The following is a 17,565-nucleotide window of genomic DNA, read 5'->3' as shown; positions in this document are numbered from 1 at the left end:
GATTCCCTGGAAAGTCGTCGAAGGCTTTGCTAAGGGTGAAGTTGCATGAACGTCAGCCGTTGCTCATAGGCTTGCAGGACAGGCAGCAAGCGCTCATCCTGAACCTGCCGCAGGGTGCAGACGCTACTGCGCAGGAAATTCAGATTGCCGCCTCGCAGCGCGGTGTCGAACCAGACTAATGATGCATCAAGCTGATTGCTCTCGACCAACACCGTGGCATAGCTGAATTGCCCGCGAAAATCACCTGCCTCGGCAGAGCGGCGATACCATTCTTGCGCCTGGCCAACGTCCCGCTCACAGGCCAGCCCCTGCTCCAGATAACGCCCATAAAGGTTCATCGACTTGGCATGGCCCAGGTGTGCGGCCTGTCGATAGCAGAGCAATGCCAAGGGATGGTTCTGAGCCACCCCACGGCCAGTAGCCAGCAAGTTGGCGTAGTTGTACAGGCCCCAGTCCAGCCCCATTTCAGCAGCCTGGCAATAGGCCGTAGCCGCAGCCGACACATCAGCCTGCCCTCCCCAGCCATGCTCCTGGCAGCGCCCGAGCATGTTGTGCGCCATAGCGCTGCCACGGCTGGCGGCAATCGCGAACCAGCGCCGGGCCAGAACCGGGTCTTGCTCGATGCCGCGACCGTCAAGAAGGATCTGCCCAAGCAGCACCTGCGCCTCGACAATGTCCTGCCCGGCTGCAGCCAGCAGTGCCTGGGCCGCCTTGGCCGGGCTGTGTTCGAGCATCTGGGCGAACTGTTCGCTGTCCAGCTCCTGGCGATTGCGCAAGGCGAAGGTCATGGCTCAGACCTCGACCCAGCGGCGCAACAGGTTGTGGTAGGTGCCGGTCAACTGGATCAGCGCCGGGTGATCCGGCACGTCGGCGCCCAGTTGCTGGATGGCGTTATCCATCTCGTACAGCAGCGCGCGCTGGCTGTCTTCGCGCACCAGGCTCTGGGTCCAGAAGAACGCCGCGTAACGCGCGCCGCGGGTCACCGGGTTGACCTTGTGCAGGCTGGTGCCCGGATACAGCACCAGGTCCCCTGCCGCCAGCTTCACCTGCTGTACGCCAAAAGTATCCTGAATCACCAGCTCACCACCGTCGTAGTCCTCGGGATTGCTCAAAAACAGTGTCGAGGACAGATCGGTGCGCACCCGCTCGTGGCTTCCACGGGGCTGGCGCAGGGCGTTGTCGATATGAAAGCCAAAATTGCCGCCTTCGCGATAGCAGTTGATCAGCGGCGGGAACACCTTGTGCGGCAAAGCCGCCGACATGAATTGCGGGTGCTGCCACAGGCGTTCGATCAGCGCCGTACCGATTTCCTTGGCCAGTGGATGGCCTTCGGGCAGCTGCAGGTTGTGCTTGGCCTTGGCCGACTGGTAGCCCGCGGTGATCTTGCCATCGGCCCATTCAGTCTGCTCCAGCGCCTGGCGAATACGCTGGACCTCCTCGATGGAAAACAGGCCGGAAATATGTAGCAGCATGGCGCGGGCACCTGAAGGTGAAAGACGTCAATGGTATTGATTCCCATTGACTCTCTACAAGCCCTTTCGGCAGGTGGGACGTTTCAGCACGGAAAAACCGTCAGTCACAAATTGTAAAGATTGTAAATTCCGCACAAATAGCAATTCTTCTCAATTGTTACTCATATTTGTTTACATTATATTTCGCGGCCTAAAAACCTGGGGAAGGGGACCACCATGCCGCGTCACTACGTGCCAACCGCTGTCAGTTCACCACGCTTGCTCACCTGCGCCATTGGTGTAGCGCTCACCGCGACCTCCGCCGGGCACCTGGCATTTGCCGCCGATGCCGAGCCTGCCAAGGACGGTGCCATCGCCCTGGATGCCACCAGCGTCACCGGCCAGGCCGAAACCGCCAGCACTGACTACAAGGTCGAACGCGCGTCTTCGCAGAAGTACACCGCGCCGCTGGTAGATATTCCGCGCACAGTGACGGTGGTCCCCCAGCAAGTGATCAAGGACACCAACGCCCTTAACCTGCAGGACGCCCTGCGTACCGTGCCGGGCATCACCATGGGTGCCGGCGAAGGTGGCAACCCGTCCGGCGACCGTCCGTTCATTCGCGGTTTCGACTCGCAGAGCTCGATGTACCTGGATGGCGTTCGCGACACCGGCTCGCAAACCCGGGAAATCTTCGCCATCGAATCGGTCGAAGTGGCCAAGGGCCCCAACTCGGCCATCGGTGGCCGCGGCGCAGCAGGCGGCACCATCAACCTGGTGAGCAAGCGCGCGCACTTGGGCAACTCCACCGATGGTGCCTTCACCTGGGGATCGGACCAGACCAAACGCTACACCTTCGATGGCAACTATCAGTTCCTCGACACCGCCGCGTTCCGCCTTAACCTGATGAGCCACGAAAGCAACGTCGCCGGCCGCGACGAGGTCAACTACGACCGTTGGGGCGTGGCACCGTCGCTGGTCTTCGGCCTGGGTACCGACACCCGCCTGAGCCTGGACTACTACCACATGGAGAGCGATGACCTGCCTGACTCGGGCATCCCCTACAGCCTGAAATCCGGCAGCTCCGCCAACCGCACTTCGGCCAACCCGGACAAACCGACCGATGGCGGTGACAGCGACAACTTCTATGGCCTGGTCGGCCGCGACTTCTACAAGAGCCGCGCCGACATCACCACCATCGCCCTCGAGCACGACCTGAGCGATGCGCTGACGATCAAGAACACCCTGCGCCATGGCAACACCCTGCAGGACTACATCTTTAGCCAGCCGGACGACAGCAAGGGCAACATCCTCAACGGTGAAGTCTGGCGCCGTCCGAACAACCGCGTGGCCAACACCCGCACCACCACCAACCAGACCGACCTGTTCGGCGAGGTCTACATCGGCGCCTTCAAGAACAACTTCTCGACCGGTATCGAACTGAGCCGCGAAGCCTCGGTCAAGACCGGCTACAACGTCACCGGCTTTGCCTCGGGCAACTGCAGCAGCGCCACCGGACAGATCTCCGGAGTCTGCACCTCGTTCACCGATCCGAACCCGAACGAAGCCTGGGATGGCACCGTTAGCCGCACTCTGGCTGGCGCCGATACCACCAGCAACACCCGCGCCATCTACCTGACCGACACCCTGGAACTGGACCCGGCCTGGTTGCTGACCATGGGCCTGCGTTACGACCACTTCGATACCAAGGCCAAAACCAAAATCGCCAGCGGCGCAACCAGCTTCAAGACCGAAGACACCAGCGAGTTCGTCACCGGCCAGCTGGGCCTGACCTGGAAGCCGGCCGAGAATGGTAGCGTGTACATTTCCTACGCGACTTCGGCGACCCCCGCCGGTGCATCGCTCGGTGAAGGCAGCGACGGCAATCCATTGCTGACCGCCACCACCACCAGTGACCTGAAGCCGGAAGAAACCACCAACTACGAAATCGGCACCAAGTGGAACCTGCTGGACGAACGCCTGGCCCTCACCGCAGCAATCTTCCGTACCGAAAAAGAGAACGCTCGTGTTCTGGTCAGCACCAACACTTACGAGAACGTCGGCTAGAGCCGGGTTGACGGTCTGGAACTGACCGCCACCGGCAAGCTGACCAACGACTGGCAGGTCTTCGCCGGCTACACCTACATGGATGCCAAGCTGATCGATGGGGGCAAGCAGAACGTCGGCGGCGTGTTTGTCGACAGCCCGAACAACGACAACCAGATGCCCAACACGCCGAACAACAGCCTGACCTTGTGGACTACCTACAACGTCACGCCGAAACTGACCGTCGGCGGCGGTGCCTTCTACGTCGATGACGTGTTCGGCAACGTCAACAACACCGTGATGGTCGATTCCTACTGGCGTTACGACGCTATGGCCAGCTACAAGCTGACCAAGAACGTCGACCTGCAGTTGAACGTACAAAACCTCACCAACGAGGTGTACTACGACAAAGCCTACGCTGCCCACTACGCCAACCAGGCCGCCGGGCGCACTGCCCTGCTGACCACCAGCTTCCACTTCTGAGTGAGCTGACTGGCAAGCCCCGTTCATTTAGGTGAACGGGGCTTTTGTGTATCAAGGCATAATGTGCGTCGCATTCGCATTTGCGACACGACAAGGTGATTGATGTGGTGAAGAAATCCCTGTTTCAACTGCACTGGTTCTTCGGTATTACCGCAGGCCTGGTGCTGGCACTAATGGGCATTACCGGTGCCATCTGGTCGTTCCAGGATGAGCTGCTGGAGCTGTTCAACCCTGATGTGCTCACCGTCGAAGTACGCCAGGAAGGCGTGCTGCCAATGCCCGAGCTGGTGCGCAGGATCGAGGCCGAACAGGGTGACAAGGTCGCCATGCTCTGGGTCCAGGCCGACAACGACAAGGCGGCGCGGGTCTTCTTCACCCCTCCCCCGGGCGAACGCCGGGGCTTGATGCGCTATGCCGACCCTTACACCGGCAAGCTGCAGGGCGACGTCGCCGGCCAGGGCTTTTTCGACCTGATGCTGCAACTGCACCGTTTTCTGGCCATGGGCGACACCGGCCGGCAGATCACCGGCGCCTGTACCTTGATGCTGATTTTCTTCTGCCTGTCCGGCCTGTATCTGCGCTGGCCGCGCAAGGCGCTGAATTGGCGGACCTGGCTGACCCTGGACTGGGCCAAGAAAGGCCGCGCCTTCAACTGGGACCTGCACGCCGTGGCCGGTACCTGGTGCCTGCTGTTCTACCTGCTGTTTGCCCTCACCGGTCTGTTCTGGAGCTACGAGTGGTACCGCGAAGGCCTGAACAAGCTGCTCGCCGACAGCCCGGCCGCTGGCCAGCAACACAAGCGCGGCGAAGGCCGCGGCGGACGTCCTGGTGGTGGCGCAGGTAAAGACGCCAAGCCGCTGGTGGTCGACTACGACGCCGTCTGGGCCAGCCTGCAAGCTGCCGCCGGCCCCGGTATGAGCAGCTACAACCTGCGCCTGCCGCCAGCTGGCGGGCAACCGGCGATGATCTTTTATCTGCTTGAAGGCGCCGAACACGAGCGCGCCCTCAACACCCTCAACCTGGACCCGGCCACAGGCCAGGTGAAGAGCAACGAGCGCTATGCCGACAAGTCGTTCAAGGCGCAACTGCTGGCCAGCGTCTACGCCCTGCACGTGGGCAGCTACTTTGGCCTGACCGGGCGCATTGTGGTGACCATCGCCAGTCTGACCATGCCGCTGTTCTTCGTCACCGGCTGGCTGTTGTACCTCGATCGCCGCCGTAAAAAGCGCCAGGTGCGTGCCGCGCGAGGTAACTTCGCGCCGTTGAACGGGCAGGACCACGGCTGGCTGGTGGGCTTTGCCAGCCAGAGCGGCTTTGCCGAGCAACTGGCTTGGCAAAGCGCCGGGCAACTGCAGGCTGCCGGCGTCGCGGTACAGGTCCGCCCCCTGGCTGAGCTGACCGAACAGGACCTCAACCAGGCTCGGCAAGCGCTGTTCGTCGTCAGTACCTTCGGCGACGGCGAAGCCCCCGACAGCGCTCGCGCTTTCGAGCGCAAGGTGCTTGGACAGCCTTGGGCGCTGGGCAACCTCAACTATGCCCTGCTGGCCCTGGGCGACCGCCAGTACCCGCACTTCTGCGGCTTTGCCCGGCGCTTGCAGGCCTGGCTCGGCGAACGCGGCGCCACCAGCGCCTTCGCCCCGGTTGAAGTCGACAGCGCTGACCCTGCGGCCCTGCAACACTGGCAACAACAGCTCGCACAACTGACTGGCAGCACGCCACCAGCGGCCTGGCAGGCACCCGAATTTGCCAACTGGACCTTGATCAGTCGCGAACTGATGAACCCGGGCAGTCAGGGTTCAGCGGTGTATCTGCTCGGCCTCAGGCCAGAGCAACCTGCGCAGTGGGAAGCTGGAGACCTGGTGGAGATCCTGCCGCGTAACAGTGCCCACAGTCTTGAGCAGTTTCTCAAGGGCCTGGGCCTTGATGGCGAAACACCCGTACAGGTCGATGGCCTGCAAGAGAGCCTGTTGCAAGCCCTGGCCAGCCGGCAGTTGCCCAAGAGCCGTGAGCACCTGGTCGGCCTGCATGCGCAGGCATTGGTCGATGCATTGATCCCGCTGGCAGCACGGGAATACTCGATTGCCTCGATCGCCAGTGACGGCGTGCTGGAGCTGATCGTGCGCCAGGAACGCCACCCTGACGGCAGCCTCGGCCTGGGTTCAGGCTGGCTGACCGAGCATCTGTCTGTGGATAACAGTGTCAGCCTGCGCCTGCGCCGCAACAGTGGTTTCCACCTGCCGGCGCCGGCCACGCCGATGATCCTGATCGGCAACGGAACCGGGCTAGCCGGGCTGCGCAGCCTGCTCAAGGGCCGCATTGTGGCCGGCGAGCGCAGCAACTGGCTGCTGTTCGGTGAACGCAACCAGGCCTATGACTTCCTCTGTGGGGATGAACTGCAAGGCTGGCAGCGCAGCGGCGATCTGGCCCGGCTGGAGCTGGCCTTTTCCCGCGATCAGAGCCACAAGGTCTACGTGCAGGACCGTTTGCGCGAGCAGGCGACAGAACTGCGACGCTGGCTCGACCAGGGTGCATCGATCTATATCTGCGGCAGTTTGCAGGGCATGGCCAGTGGCGTTGATGAGGTACTTAACGAGGTGCTCGGGGCTGTCGAGGTTGAGCGGTTGATCGAGCTGGGGCGGTATCGGCGGGATGTGTACTAAGCCTTGAGGGCCTCATCGCGGGTCAAGCCCGCTCCTACAGGTTTGGTGTGGGAGCGGCTTGACCTGCGATGAGGGTCAATGCAGCTCGAAGGTATCGGCATCCAGGTTGGCCGGGAACCGCGTGCGATAGGCCGCCAGGTCTGCCGCACTGAGCACCACGGTAAACACCCCGTCCGCCTCGCCTGCACTGAGCAGGCTCTCGCCCTGAAAATCCAGCACCTGGCTGTCGCCGGTATAGGCAAAGCCCTTGCCGTCGGTGCCCACGCGGTTCACCGCGGCGACATAACACAGGTTCTCGATGCCCCGCGCCGGCAACAAGCGGTTCCAGTGCTGGCGGCGGGCGGCCGGCCAGTTGGCGGTGTACAGCAGCAGGTCAGTGTCCTGGGCATCGCGGCTCCACACCGGGAAGCGCAGGTCGTAGCAGATCAGCGGCCGTACCCGCCAGCCCTTGAGCTCGAACTGCACCTGGCGTTCGCCCGGGGTGTAGTGCTTGTGCTCGCCGGCCATGCGAAACAGGTGGCGCTTGTCGTAGTACAGGATCTCGCCATCGGGCCGCGCCCACAGCAAGCGGTTGCGGTGGCTGCCGTCGGCAGCCTGGATGATCACGCTGCCGGTAACCACTGCATCAAGCTTCTTGGCCTGGCTCTTGAGCCACTTGTAGGTCGGGCCGTTCTCGGGCTCGGCGAGGCTTTCGGAGTCCATGGAAAAACCAGTGGTGAACATCTCCGGGAGGATGATCAGGTCGGCGCCACGAGCCTGTTCCAGCAGGCCTTCGAAATGCTCGTAGTTGGCCAGGCGGTCGTGCCAGGCCAGGCTGGTCTGCACCAACGCAATGTTCAGGTTGGGCAGGCTACTCAGATCGCGCATAGTTTTTCCGCTGCCTGACGCAGCGTCTCCTCGCGTTTGGCAAAGCACAGGCGCACCAGGCGCTGCGCGGGGATGGGTTGCTGATAGAACACCGACACCGGAATGGTCGCCACGCCATGCTCGCGGGTCAGCCAGAGCGACATCTCGACGTCGTTCAAATCCGGGCGAATGTGCGAATAATCCACCAACTGGAAGTACGTGCCCGGAGTGGGCTTGAACTGAAATCGCGAAGGCGTGAGCAATTCGCAGAACAGGTCGCGCTTGGCCTGGTAAAAGGCCGGCAGCTCTTCGACGTGCTCGGGGTGCGCGGCCATGAAATCGGCCAGCGCCCATTGCAGCGGGGTCACGCCGCAGAAGTTGACGTACTGGTGGACCTTGCGCAGCTCGGTGCTGAGTGCCGCTGGCGCCACCACATAACCGGTTTTCCAGCCAGTGACATGGTAGGTCTTGCCGAACGAGCTGACCACGAATGCACGCTGATACAGCGCCTCGTGGGCCAATACGCTGGCGTGCTGTACACCGTCGAACACCAGGTGCTCGTAGACTTCGTCGCTGATCAGGTAGATATCGCGGTCGGCGATCAACAGCGCCAGCTTGTCCAGATCATCTCGGCTGATCAAGGCGCCGCTAGGATTGTGCGGCGAGTTGAGGATGATCATCCGCGTACGCGGGCTGAGGGCGTCGGTGAGCTTCTGCCAGTCGATGGCAAACTCGCCATCGCTCAGTTGCACATGCACGCAACGCCCGCCGGCCAGCTCTACCGAGGGCTCATAGCTGTCGTAACTGGGATCGAAGACGATGACCTCGTCGCCTGCGCGGATCACTGCATGGATGGCGCAGAAGATCGCTTCGGTGGCACCCGGGGTGATGGTCACTTCATGCTCGGCATCGACGCTGACGCCATAGCTGCGGGCGATCTTGTTCGCCACCTGCTGGCGCAAGGCCGGCAAGCCGGTCATGGGGCTGTACTGGTTGTGCCCGGCACTGACATGCCGGCCGACCGCATCGAGCAATGCTTGCGGGCCGTTGAAATCGGGGAAACCCTGGGACAGGTTCAAGGCGCCGGTTTGCGCGGCGAGCTGGGACATGGTGGTAAAGATGGTAGTGCCGACGTTCGGCAACTTGCTACTGATCATGGAGCCCTCTTTCCTGCAGCACTATCCGGCTCGAGGCGGCGCGGTCTGGGACCGAGCATAGCGGATTGATCAGTCAGGAAAAAGGTTGTTACGGTCGCAGGCCAATCGCCGGTCAAACCCGCTCCCGTAGGAGCGGGCTTGCCCCGCGATGCTTCTAGCGCTTGTCTTTACGCTTCTTCTCGGCTTTCTTGTGGTGCGACATCAAGCGACGCTTCTTGTTGACCTGGCGGTCGGTCAGCGTGTTCTTGTTGCCTTCGTACGGGTTGTCACTGCCCTTGTACTCGATGCGGATCGGCGTACCGACCAGCTTGAGCACGCGGCGGTAGGTGTTTTCCAGGTAGCGCGAGTAGGACTTGGGTACCTTCTCGACCTGGTTGCCGTGGATCACGATGATCGGCGGGTTGGCGCCACCGAGGTGGGCATAGCGCAGCTTGATCCGGCGGCTGTTGACCATCGGCGGCTGGTGCTCGCTGACCGCATCTTCGAGGATCTGGGTCAGGCGGCTGGTCGGCCAGCGGGTCACCGCCGACTTGAACGAGTTCTGCACCGACTGGTACAGGTTACCCACGCCAGTGCCGTGCAGCGCCGAGATGAAGTGGATGTCGGCGAAGTCGACGAAGAACAGCCGGCGTTCCAGCTCGGTCTTCACGTAGTCGCGCTCGCTCGGCTGCATGCCGTCCCACTTGTTCAGGGCGATAACGATGGCGCGTCCGGCTTCCAGGGCAAAGCCCAGCAGGTTCAGGTCATGGTCGACCACGCCTTCGCGGGCGTCCATGACGAAGATCACCACGTTGGCGTCCTTGATCGCCTGCAGGGTCTTGACCACGGAGAACTTCTCGACTTCTTCGTGGATCTTGCCGCGCTTGCGCACCCCGGCGGTGTCGATCAGGGTGTATTTCTCTTCGTTACGCTCGAAGGGAATGTAGATACTGTCGCGGGTGGTGCCGGGCTGGTCATAGACGATGACCCGTTCTTCACCGAGCATGCGGTTGACCAGGGTCGACTTGCCGACGTTAGGCCGGCCGATGATGGCGATCTTGATCCCGTCTTTTTCGCTCGGGCCAGGGATACGCACCGCTTCCTCGCCTTCAGCGACGTCGGTGTCGATCTCTTCCTCGTCCTTGTCCCGCGGGAAGTCGCTCAGCACCGCTTCCAGCAGGTTGTTGACGCCACGGCCCTGGGCGCCGGCAACACCAATGGCGTTACCCATGCCCAGTGGCGAAAATTCGGCGATGGCGGCCAGCGGGTCGATGTTGTCGATCTTGTTGGCAACCAGGAACGAGCGTTTGTTGCGCTTGCGCAGGTGCTCGGAAATCATCTGGTCGGCGGCGGTCAGACCGGCGCGGGCATCGACCAGGAACAAGACCACATCGGCTTCTTCAATGGCCAGCAGCGACTGCTCGGCCATTTTCTCGTCCATGCCTTCTTCGTCACCGGAAATACCACCGGTGTCGACCAGGATGTACGAACGGCCTTGCCAGCGCGCTTCACCGTACTGGCGGTCTCGGGTCAGCCCGGACAGGTCGCCGACGATAGCGTCGCGGGTCCTGGTCAGGCGGTTGAACATGGTGGATTTACCGACGTTCGGTCGGCCCACCAGGGCGATTACGGGAACCATTCGGCTCTCCACTTCATAAATTCGAAAAATACAAAGGCCGCTGCACTGCAGCGGCCGGAGTTCGAGCGGCACCCGAAGTGCCGCAGCCCGAGGCCGGCATGGCCTCAAGCATAGCCTCAGCGGATGGTCAGCGCCTCGAGCTTGCCGCTGTTGCCGTACACATAGATGGTGTCACCCACCACCAGCGGACGGGCGCGCAGGCCATCGCTGTCGATACGCTCACGACCGACGAAACGACCATCGACCTGGCTGAGCAGGTGCAGGTAGCCTTCCAGGTCACCCACCGCTACGTAGCTGGAGAACACTTCCGGCGCCGACAGCTGGCGGCGTGCCAGCGAATCGTTGCTCCACAGGGCGCTGGACGAGCGCTCGTCGATGCCTTCCACAGTGCCCGAAGCCAGGCTCACGTAGACGTTACCGAAGCCCTGGGCCACACCGGTGTAGCTGGAAGCATCACGCTGCCACAGCAACCGGCCGCTCTCCAGGTCCAGGCCGGCAACGCGGCCCTGGTAGCTGGAAACGTACAGGGTACCGCCGGACAGCAGCAGGCCGCCGTCGATATCCACAACCCGGTCGAGCTCCGAGCGACCTTGCGGGATGGCCACACGCTGCTCCCAGACCGGTGCACCGTTCTGGGTGTCGAGGGCAACCACTTTACCGGTCGAAAGGCCAGCAACGGCCAGACGGTTGGTCACGATTGGAGCGCCAGTACCGCGCAGGGTCAGTACCGCCGGAGTGCTTTCGTAGATCCAGCGACGGTCGCCGGTGCTGGCGTCCAGGCCAATGACGCGGTCGTCCTGGGTCTGTACTACCACCACGTCACCGTTGGTCGCTGGTGGCGCCAGCACTTCACTGGTAACGCGCGAGCGCCAGCGCTCCTCACCGGTGCTGGCATCCAGGGCAATCACTTCGCCCTTGAGGGTGCCGAGCATGACCATGCCGTAACCGACGCCAACGGCACCGGACACTGGCAGTTCGAGGTCCTTCTTCCAGGCCACGTCGCCGTTGCTGCGATCCAGCGCCATCACCACGCCGGTAACATCGGCGGCGTAGATGCGGTCGTTTTCGATCGCCGGCACCAGCATGTTGAAGGTTTCGCCCTGACCGTCACCGATCGAACGGCTCCACTGCTTCTTCAGGACCACTTCTTCGGTGAACTTGGTGAGTTCGGCCGGTGGCAATTCCTTTTTGCTGTTGCTGCTGCAACCCACGGCCAGAAGGGCCAGGGTCAGCACTGCTGCATGTTTCCAACCGATCACGTCACGCATCCCCTTTGGCCAGGTCGTCGAGCTTGAGTTGCAGGCCACCGATCGCGGCGTCGTCAGACAGCGCAGCCTTGGCTTTTTCGTAAGCGGCATGGGCGTCGCCAGCGCGGCCCAGTTGCACCAGCAGGTCGCCCTTGAGCTCTTCGCGGCTGGCCAGGAACGCCTTGTCGGCATCGCCTTCGAGCAGCTTCAGCGCTTCGTCGACCTTTTTCTGCGCGGCCAGCACACGGGCCAGGCGCTGACGGGCGATTTCACCCAGGGTCGCGTCGGCCGGCTTGTCCATCACCAGCTTGAGCTCGGCCGCGGCGTCATCGAGCTTGCCGCTCTCGACGGCTACCTTGGCGACGAACAGGCTGGCGTACTGGGCATAGGCCGAGCCGCCGAATTCGTTCTTGAGTTTGCCGGACAGCTCGGCAACCTTGGCCGCGTCGGGCTCGCCGCTTGGCGTCAGGGTAGTCTCCAGCAGGGCCTGGTAAAGGTTCGAGGCGCCTTGCGACTGGTTGGTCTGGTATTTCTGCCAGGCTTGCCAGCCGAACACCACGACCAGCGCCAGCAGGCCACCGGTTACCAGCGGCTTGCCATTGCGGTCCCACCAGTCCTTCATCGCGACCAGTTGTTCATCATCGGTACTCGACACCCCAATACTCCTTTTCACCAAATCGGCTGTTGACTCGCCTCACGCCTGCGCGAGCGAGGCTTCCAGGTGCTCTGCCAGAGCATCCCAGGCAATGTTTTGTTGTTCGCCCTGACCGCGCAGGGGTTTGAAACCTACCACTTGTTGCGCCAGCTCGTCGTCCCCCAGGATCAAGGCGAACAGCGCGTTGCTCTTGTCGGCCTTCTTGAACTGGCTCTTGAAGCTGCCAGCACCGGCGTTGACCTGCAGGCGCAGGTTCGGCAGACGGTCACGCAGGCGCTCGCTCAGGGCCAGGCCGGCAAGCTCGGCCTGCTCGCCGAAGGCGCACAGGTAGACGTCGACCTGACGGTTGATCGACTCGGGTACCTGCTCGAGGGTTTCCAGCAGCAGGATCAGGCGCTCGATACCCATGGCGAAACCAACGCCCGGGGTCGGCTTGCCGCCCATCTGCTCGACCAGGCCGTCGTAGCGACCACCGGCACATACGGTGCCCTGGGAGCCGAGCTTGTCGGTGACCCATTCGAAAACGGTCTTGCTGTAGTAGTCCAGGCCGCGCACCAGTTTGGTGTTGATCACGAACGGAATGCCGGCGGCATCCAGGCGTGCCTTGAGGCCCTCGAAGTGCACGCGGGACTCTTCGTCCAGGTAGTCTTCGAGCTTCGGCGCATCGACCAGCACCGCCTGGGTATTGGCGTCCTTGCTGTCGAGGATGCGCAGCGGATTGCTTTTCAGGCGGCGCTGACTGTCTTCGTCCAGGTGCTCCAGGCGCGCCGAGAGGAACTCGACCAGCGCGTCACGGTAGCGGGCCCGGGCTTCGCTGGTACCCAGGCTGTTGAGTTCGAGCTTGACCGCGTCGCGAATGCCCAACTGGCCCCAGAGGCGCCAGGTGAGCATGATCAGCTCGGCGTCGATATCCGGGCCGTCGAGGTTGAAGACTTCAACGCCAATCTGGTTGAACTGGCGATAACGGCCTTTCTGCGGGCGCTCGTGACGGAACATCTGGCCGATGTACCAGAGTTTCTGCACCTGGCCGCTGCCGGTGATGCCGTGCTCGAGCACGGCGCGCACGCAGGCGGCGGTGCCTTCCGGGCGCAAGGTCAGGGAGTCGCCGTTACGATCGTCGAAGGTGTACATCTCTTTTTCGACGATGTCGGTGACTTCGCCGATCGAGCGCTTGAACAGCTCGGTGAACTCGACGATCGGCGTGCGGATCTGGCGATAGCCATAGGTATCCAGCAGGCCGGCCACGGTGTTCTCGAAATAACGCCACAGCGGCGTCTGCTCGGGCAGGATGTCGTTCATGCCACGAATGGCTTGCAGCGATTTGCTCACGGAAAATCCCTTAACAATTCTGTGTCAGTCAGCCACGGGCGATCAGCGCCGCGTCGGCCTCGGCTTTTTCAGCCGCTTTCTGGCGGATGAGCTTTTCCAGCTCATCGACCAGGTTGTCATTGGTCAGCTTCTGCGCAGGCTTGCCGTCGATGTAGATCAGGTTCGGCGTGCCACCGGTGAGCCCCACGTGGGCTTCCTTGGCCTCGCCCGGGCCGTTGACCACGCAACCGATCACGGCGACGTCCAGCGGTACCAGCAGGTCTTCCAGGCGCCCTTCCAGCTCGTTCATGGTCTTGACCACATCGAAGTTCTGCCGCGAGCAGCTCGGGCAGGCGATGAAGTTGATGCCACGCGAACGCAGGTGCAGGGACTTGAGGATGTCGTAGCCGACCTTGACCTCTTCGACCGGGTCGGCGGCCAGCGAAATGCGAATAGTATCGCCAATCCCGTCGGCAAGCAGCATACCGAGGCCCACCGCGGATTTCACCGTGCCCGAGCGCAGGCCGCCGGCTTCGGTGATGCCCAGGTGCAGCGGCTGGATGATCTGCTTGGCCAGCAGGCGGTAGGCTTCGACGGCCATGAACACGTCAGAGGCTTTAACGCTGACCTTGAAGTCCTGGAAATCCAGGCGGTCGAGGTGCTCGACATGACGCATGGCGGACTCGACCAGCGCCGCCGGGGTCGGCTCGCCGTACTTTTTCTGCAGGTCTTTTTCCAGGGAACCGGCGTTGACGCCGATACGGATCGGAATACCGCGATCGCGGGCGGCATCGACCACCGCCCGAACGCGGTCTTCACGACCGATGTTGCCCGGGTTGATGCGCAGGCAGTCAACGCCCAGTTCGGCCACGCGCAAGGCGATGCGATAGTCGAAATGGATGTCGGCAACCAGCGGTACGCTGACCTGCTGCTTGATCTTGCCGAAGGCCTCGGCAGCGTCCATGTCCGGTACCGAGACGCGCACGATGTCGACGCCGGCATCGATCAGGCGGTTGATCTGCGCCACGGTCGCGGCCACGTCATTGGTGTCGGTGTTGGTCATGCTCTGGACCGCGATGGGAGCATCGCCGCCAACAGGCACATTACCTACCCAGATTTTCCGGGATTCGCGACGTTTGATCGGAGATTCGCCGTGCATGACTTATTGTCCCAACTTCAGGCGAGCGGTCTCGCCACTGGTGAACGGCGCAACGTCGACAGGCTGGCCGTTGTAGCTGACCTGCACGCCGCGGGCAAAGCCCAGGCGTACCGAAAACGGCGGCTTGCCGGTCAGGTCCAGGCTGTCGCCCTTGCGCTTGATGGCGCTGAACAGCAGCTTGCCGTTGCCGTCGGTGACCGAGGTCCAGCAATCGGCGTTGAATTGCATGTGCAGCTGGCCGCTACCGGCCGGGGCTGGAGCGGCGACAGCAGGTGCTGCTGGCGCAGCGGCAACCACTGCACTGTTGACCACGGGCGCCACCGGGGCTGGCGCTGGAGCCGGTACAACCGGCGTGGTCGCGGCGCTGGCGGCAGGCGCAGCAGGCGTGGCAGCAGGGCTGGCCGGTGCTTGTTCGGCAGGTGCGGCGCCAGCCGGTTCTGTCGGGGCCTGCTCAAGGCTCAAGGCAGTGCTTTGCGGTTGCTGGCCAGCGCTCACAGCCTGGTCTTCAGGCTCGTCCAGCGGGTGAATCTGGGTGGTGCCGTCGGCGCTTTCGACTTCGACGTGCTCCAGGGCCATGTTGGCCAGGTCCTTGCCACGCAGGCTGGTCTGGTCCTGCCACCAGAAGAAGCCACCACCGATCACCACCACCAGCAGCACCAGGCTGACGATACGCAGGATGTTGTGGGACAGGCGCACCGGCTCTTCGATGCGGCCAAGGGCGTGAACGTCGCTGCCCTGGGCGTGAGTGCCGGTGCACTGGTCGAAAGCCTGCACCAGGGCAGCCTGGTCCATGTCCAGCAGCTTGGCATAGGCGCGTATGTAGCCACGGGCAAAGGTATGCCCCGGCAGCTTGTCGAAGGCGCCGGCTTCTAGATTGTTCAGGGAACTCACGGTGAGGTTGAGCTTGCGGGCCACTTCGGCCTGGGACCAGTCCCTGCTCTCGCGGGCCTGACGCAGGATTTCACCGGGATTTTCGCGAGTCGCTGCTGCTGCTTCGGGATGCGCCGCTTTCATCATTGCTCCGACAGGTATTGCTGATATTCCGGCGTACCGGGATAAAGTCGTTGTAATTGCAGGCCCAGTTCGCTGGCCTTGTTCCGTTCTTCGAAGACGCTGGCCAGGCGGCTGCCCAGCAGCAGGCTGCGGGCACTGTGGTCGCTCAGCTGGCTGAAACGATCGTAGTAGTCACGGGCCGGCACATAATGCCTGTCTTCGTAAGACAACTCAGCCATTTCCAGCAACGCGCGCGGCTGCTGCTGGTTGAGTCGCAAAGCTTTTACCAGGTATTCCTGCGCTTCGGCGCGCTGCCCCAGCCTGAGCGCGGTCAGGCCAAGGTTCTCGAACACCCGGGAGCGTTCAGGATACAGGGTATCGGCCGCCGCTTGGGCAAACATCTGCTGCGCCTGGGCGTATTGCCCACGAGCATAAAGGAAACTGCCGTAATTGTTGCGAATTCGGGTTTCGTCCGGGCGCCGGGCCAGGGCCTTGCGAAAGTGCGCCTCGGCCAGTTCCGGCTCGTCTTCGGCCTGAAACACCAAAGCCAGGGCCGCATGGGCTGCGGCATCCTGGCTATCGAGGTCGAGGGCTTTTTTCAGCGGCGCCTTGGCCTGCTCGGTCAAACCTTGTTGCAAATAACCCAGGCCCAACTGCACATAGGCTTGGCGTGCCTGCTCGCGACCTTCACGACTGCCCAGCGCGTCCGAACTCCCGCCGGACACGCAACCTGCAAGCAGGGCGAGCGCCAGGATCGACAGCGCGAAGCGCAGGGTCATGGAGGTCCTCTCTTCAGTTGCGCGCAGCGCTTTCTTGCACGTCACCGTCGGCATTCAACTGACGTACGGCGATATAGCGCTCGCTGCGGCGGGTGCGGTCCATCACCTGGCCGACCAGCTGGCCGCACGCCGCGTCGATGTCTTCACCACGGGTGGTGCGCACGGTAACGTTGTAGCCGGCGTGATGCAGGTGGTCCTGGAAACGACGGATGGCGTTGTTGCTCGGCCGCTCGTAACCGGAATGCGGGAACGGGTTGAACGGAATCAGGTTGATCTTGCACGGCACGTTCTTGAGCAACTCGGCCATTTCCACGGCGTGTTCGAGCTTGTCGTTGACGTCCTTGAGCAGGGTGTACTCAATGGTCAGCACGCGCTTTTCGCCCAGCTGCGACATGTAGTTCATGCAGGCTTCGAGCAGGACCTTGAGCGGGTACTTCTTGTTGAGCGGTACCAGCTCGTTGCGCAGGGCATCGTTCGGCGCGTGCAGCGAGAGGGCCAGGGAGACGTCGATGTGCTTGGCCAGCTCTTCGATCATCGGTACCACGCCGGAAGTGGACAGGGTCACCCGGCGCTTGGAAATGCCGTAGCCGAGGTCGTCCATCATCAGGTGCATGGCGGCGACCACGTTGTCGAAGTTCAGCAGTGGCTCACCCATGCCCATCATCACCACGTTGGTGATGGCACGGTCGATGGTGGCCGGCACGCTGCCGAACGACTTGTTGGCAATCCACACCTGGCCGATCACTTCGGCGGCGGTGAGGTTGCTGTTGAATCCTTGCTTGCCGGTGGAGCAGAAACTGCAGTCCAGGGCGCAACCGGCCTGGGACGAGACACACAGGGTGCCACGCTTGCCCTGGGGGATGTACACGGTCTCGACGCAGCTGCCGGACGCCACGCGCACCACCCATTTACGGGTGCCGTCGCTGGAGATGTCCTCGCTGACCACTTCCGGACCGCGAATCTCGGCAACAGCCTTGAGCTTTTCGCGCAAGGCCTTGCCGACATTCGTCATGGCGTCGAAATCATCGACGCCAAAGTGGTGAATCCATTTCATTACCTGACCGGCACGGAAACGCTTCTCCCCGATAGAGTCGAAGAATTTTTCCATTTCCGGCTGGGTAAGCCCCAACAGGTTAGTTTTGCCAGTCGATGTCGTCATGGAT

13 protein-coding genes and 1 pseudogene are annotated in these 17,565 nt (G+C 62.5%); 2 read left to right on the top strand and 12 right to left on the bottom strand.

Going from position 1 to position 17,565, the window contains the following annotated elements; all coding sequences use genetic code 11:
• Nucleotides 1–29 precede the first annotated feature (29 nt).
• The gene (locus tag ACZ9A3_RS01360; protein WP_476252058.1) at nt 30–788 is read right to left on the bottom strand and encodes a tetratricopeptide repeat protein; all 759 of its coding nucleotides are present in this window, start codon (nt 786–788) and stop codon (nt 30–32) included.
• Nucleotides 789–791: 3 nt separating this feature from the next.
• Nucleotides 792–1,472 carry a Fe2+-dependent dioxygenase gene (locus ACZ9A3_RS01355; protein ID WP_476252057.1) on the bottom strand — a complete coding sequence of 227 codons (681 nt, stop codon included), beginning with the start codon at nt 1,470–1,472 and terminating at the stop codon, nt 792–794.
• A 216-nt stretch (nt 1,473–1,688) separates the two neighbouring features.
• Here ACZ9A3_RS01355 and ACZ9A3_RS01350 point away from each other — a divergent pair.
• Nucleotides 1,689–3,980, top strand: a pseudogene (locus ACZ9A3_RS01350) (TonB-dependent receptor).
• 104 nt (nt 3,981–4,084) lie between these two features.
• Entirely contained in the window at nt 4,085–6,640 is a 2,556-nt protein-coding gene (locus ACZ9A3_RS01345) for a PepSY domain-containing protein (RefSeq protein WP_476252056.1), read from the top strand.
• 75 nt (nt 6,641–6,715) lie between these two features.
• Here the strand turns inward: ACZ9A3_RS01345 and ACZ9A3_RS01340 are convergent, their stop codons facing one another.
• From ACZ9A3_RS01340 to rlmN, 10 genes are all read right to left on the bottom strand, one after another.
• Nucleotides 6,716–7,507 (bottom strand): amidohydrolase, encoded by a 792-nt coding sequence (locus ACZ9A3_RS01340; protein ID WP_213602364.1) that lies wholly within the window; start codon nt 7,505–7,507, stop codon nt 6,716–6,718.
• Nucleotides 7,495–8,643: a pyridoxal phosphate-dependent aminotransferase gene (locus ACZ9A3_RS01335; protein ID WP_093388096.1), complete on the bottom strand. Its 1,149-nt coding sequence runs from the start codon at nt 8,641–8,643 to the stop codon at nt 7,495–7,497. Before ACZ9A3_RS01335 ends, ACZ9A3_RS01340 begins: the two co-directional genes overlap by 13 nt.
• A gap of 154 nt (nt 8,644–8,797) precedes the next feature.
• Nucleotides 8,798–10,261 (bottom strand): ribosome biogenesis GTPase Der, encoded by a 1,464-nt coding sequence (der, locus tag ACZ9A3_RS01330; RefSeq protein ID WP_045196227.1) that lies wholly within the window; start codon nt 10,259–10,261, stop codon nt 8,798–8,800.
• A 116-nt stretch (nt 10,262–10,377) separates the two neighbouring features.
• Entirely contained in the window at nt 10,378–11,529 is a 1,152-nt protein-coding gene (bamB, locus tag ACZ9A3_RS01325) for an outer membrane protein assembly factor BamB (RefSeq protein ID WP_045196225.1), read from the bottom strand.
• On the bottom strand, nt 11,522–12,130 hold the full coding sequence (locus ACZ9A3_RS01320; RefSeq protein WP_176470444.1) for a tetratricopeptide repeat protein: 609 nt from the start codon (nt 12,128–12,130) through the stop codon (nt 11,522–11,524). Before ACZ9A3_RS01320 ends, bamB begins: the two co-directional genes overlap by 8 nt.
• A 72-nt stretch (nt 12,131–12,202) precedes the next feature.
• Entirely contained in the window at nt 12,203–13,492 is a 1,290-nt protein-coding gene (hisS, locus tag ACZ9A3_RS01315) for a histidine--tRNA ligase (protein ID WP_045196222.1), read from the bottom strand.
• A 28-nt stretch (nt 13,493–13,520) separates the two neighbouring features.
• Nucleotides 13,521–14,630, bottom strand: coding sequence for a flavodoxin-dependent (E)-4-hydroxy-3-methylbut-2-enyl-diphosphate synthase (gene ispG, locus ACZ9A3_RS01310; RefSeq protein WP_038997015.1), 1,110 nt, complete (start codon nt 14,628–14,630; stop codon nt 13,521–13,523).
• 3 nt (nt 14,631–14,633) lie between these two features.
• Nucleotides 14,634–15,644, bottom strand: a complete 1,011-nt coding sequence (locus ACZ9A3_RS01305) for a RodZ domain-containing protein (RefSeq protein WP_093388094.1) — start codon at nt 15,642–15,644, stop codon at nt 14,634–14,636.
• Complete coding sequence (gene pilW / locus ACZ9A3_RS01300; protein ID WP_476252055.1) at nt 15,644–16,402, bottom strand: type IV pilus biogenesis/stability protein PilW; 759 nt, start codon at nt 16,400–16,402, stop codon at nt 15,644–15,646. The genes ACZ9A3_RS01305 and pilW overlap by 1 nt, the downstream gene beginning before the upstream one ends.
• A gap of 13 nt (nt 16,403–16,415) precedes the next feature.
• The gene (gene rlmN, locus ACZ9A3_RS01295; RefSeq protein WP_045196215.1) at nt 16,416–17,561 is read right to left on the bottom strand and encodes a dual-specificity RNA methyltransferase RlmN; all 1,146 of its coding nucleotides are present in this window, start codon (nt 17,559–17,561) and stop codon (nt 16,416–16,418) included.
• Nucleotides 17,562–17,565 lie beyond the last annotated feature (4 nt).

The sequence above is a fragment of the Pseudomonas sp. TE4620 genome (assembly GCF_056279045.1).
Note: the sequence above shows the minus strand (reverse complement) of the source record. Positions and strands in the feature narration are given on the sequence as shown.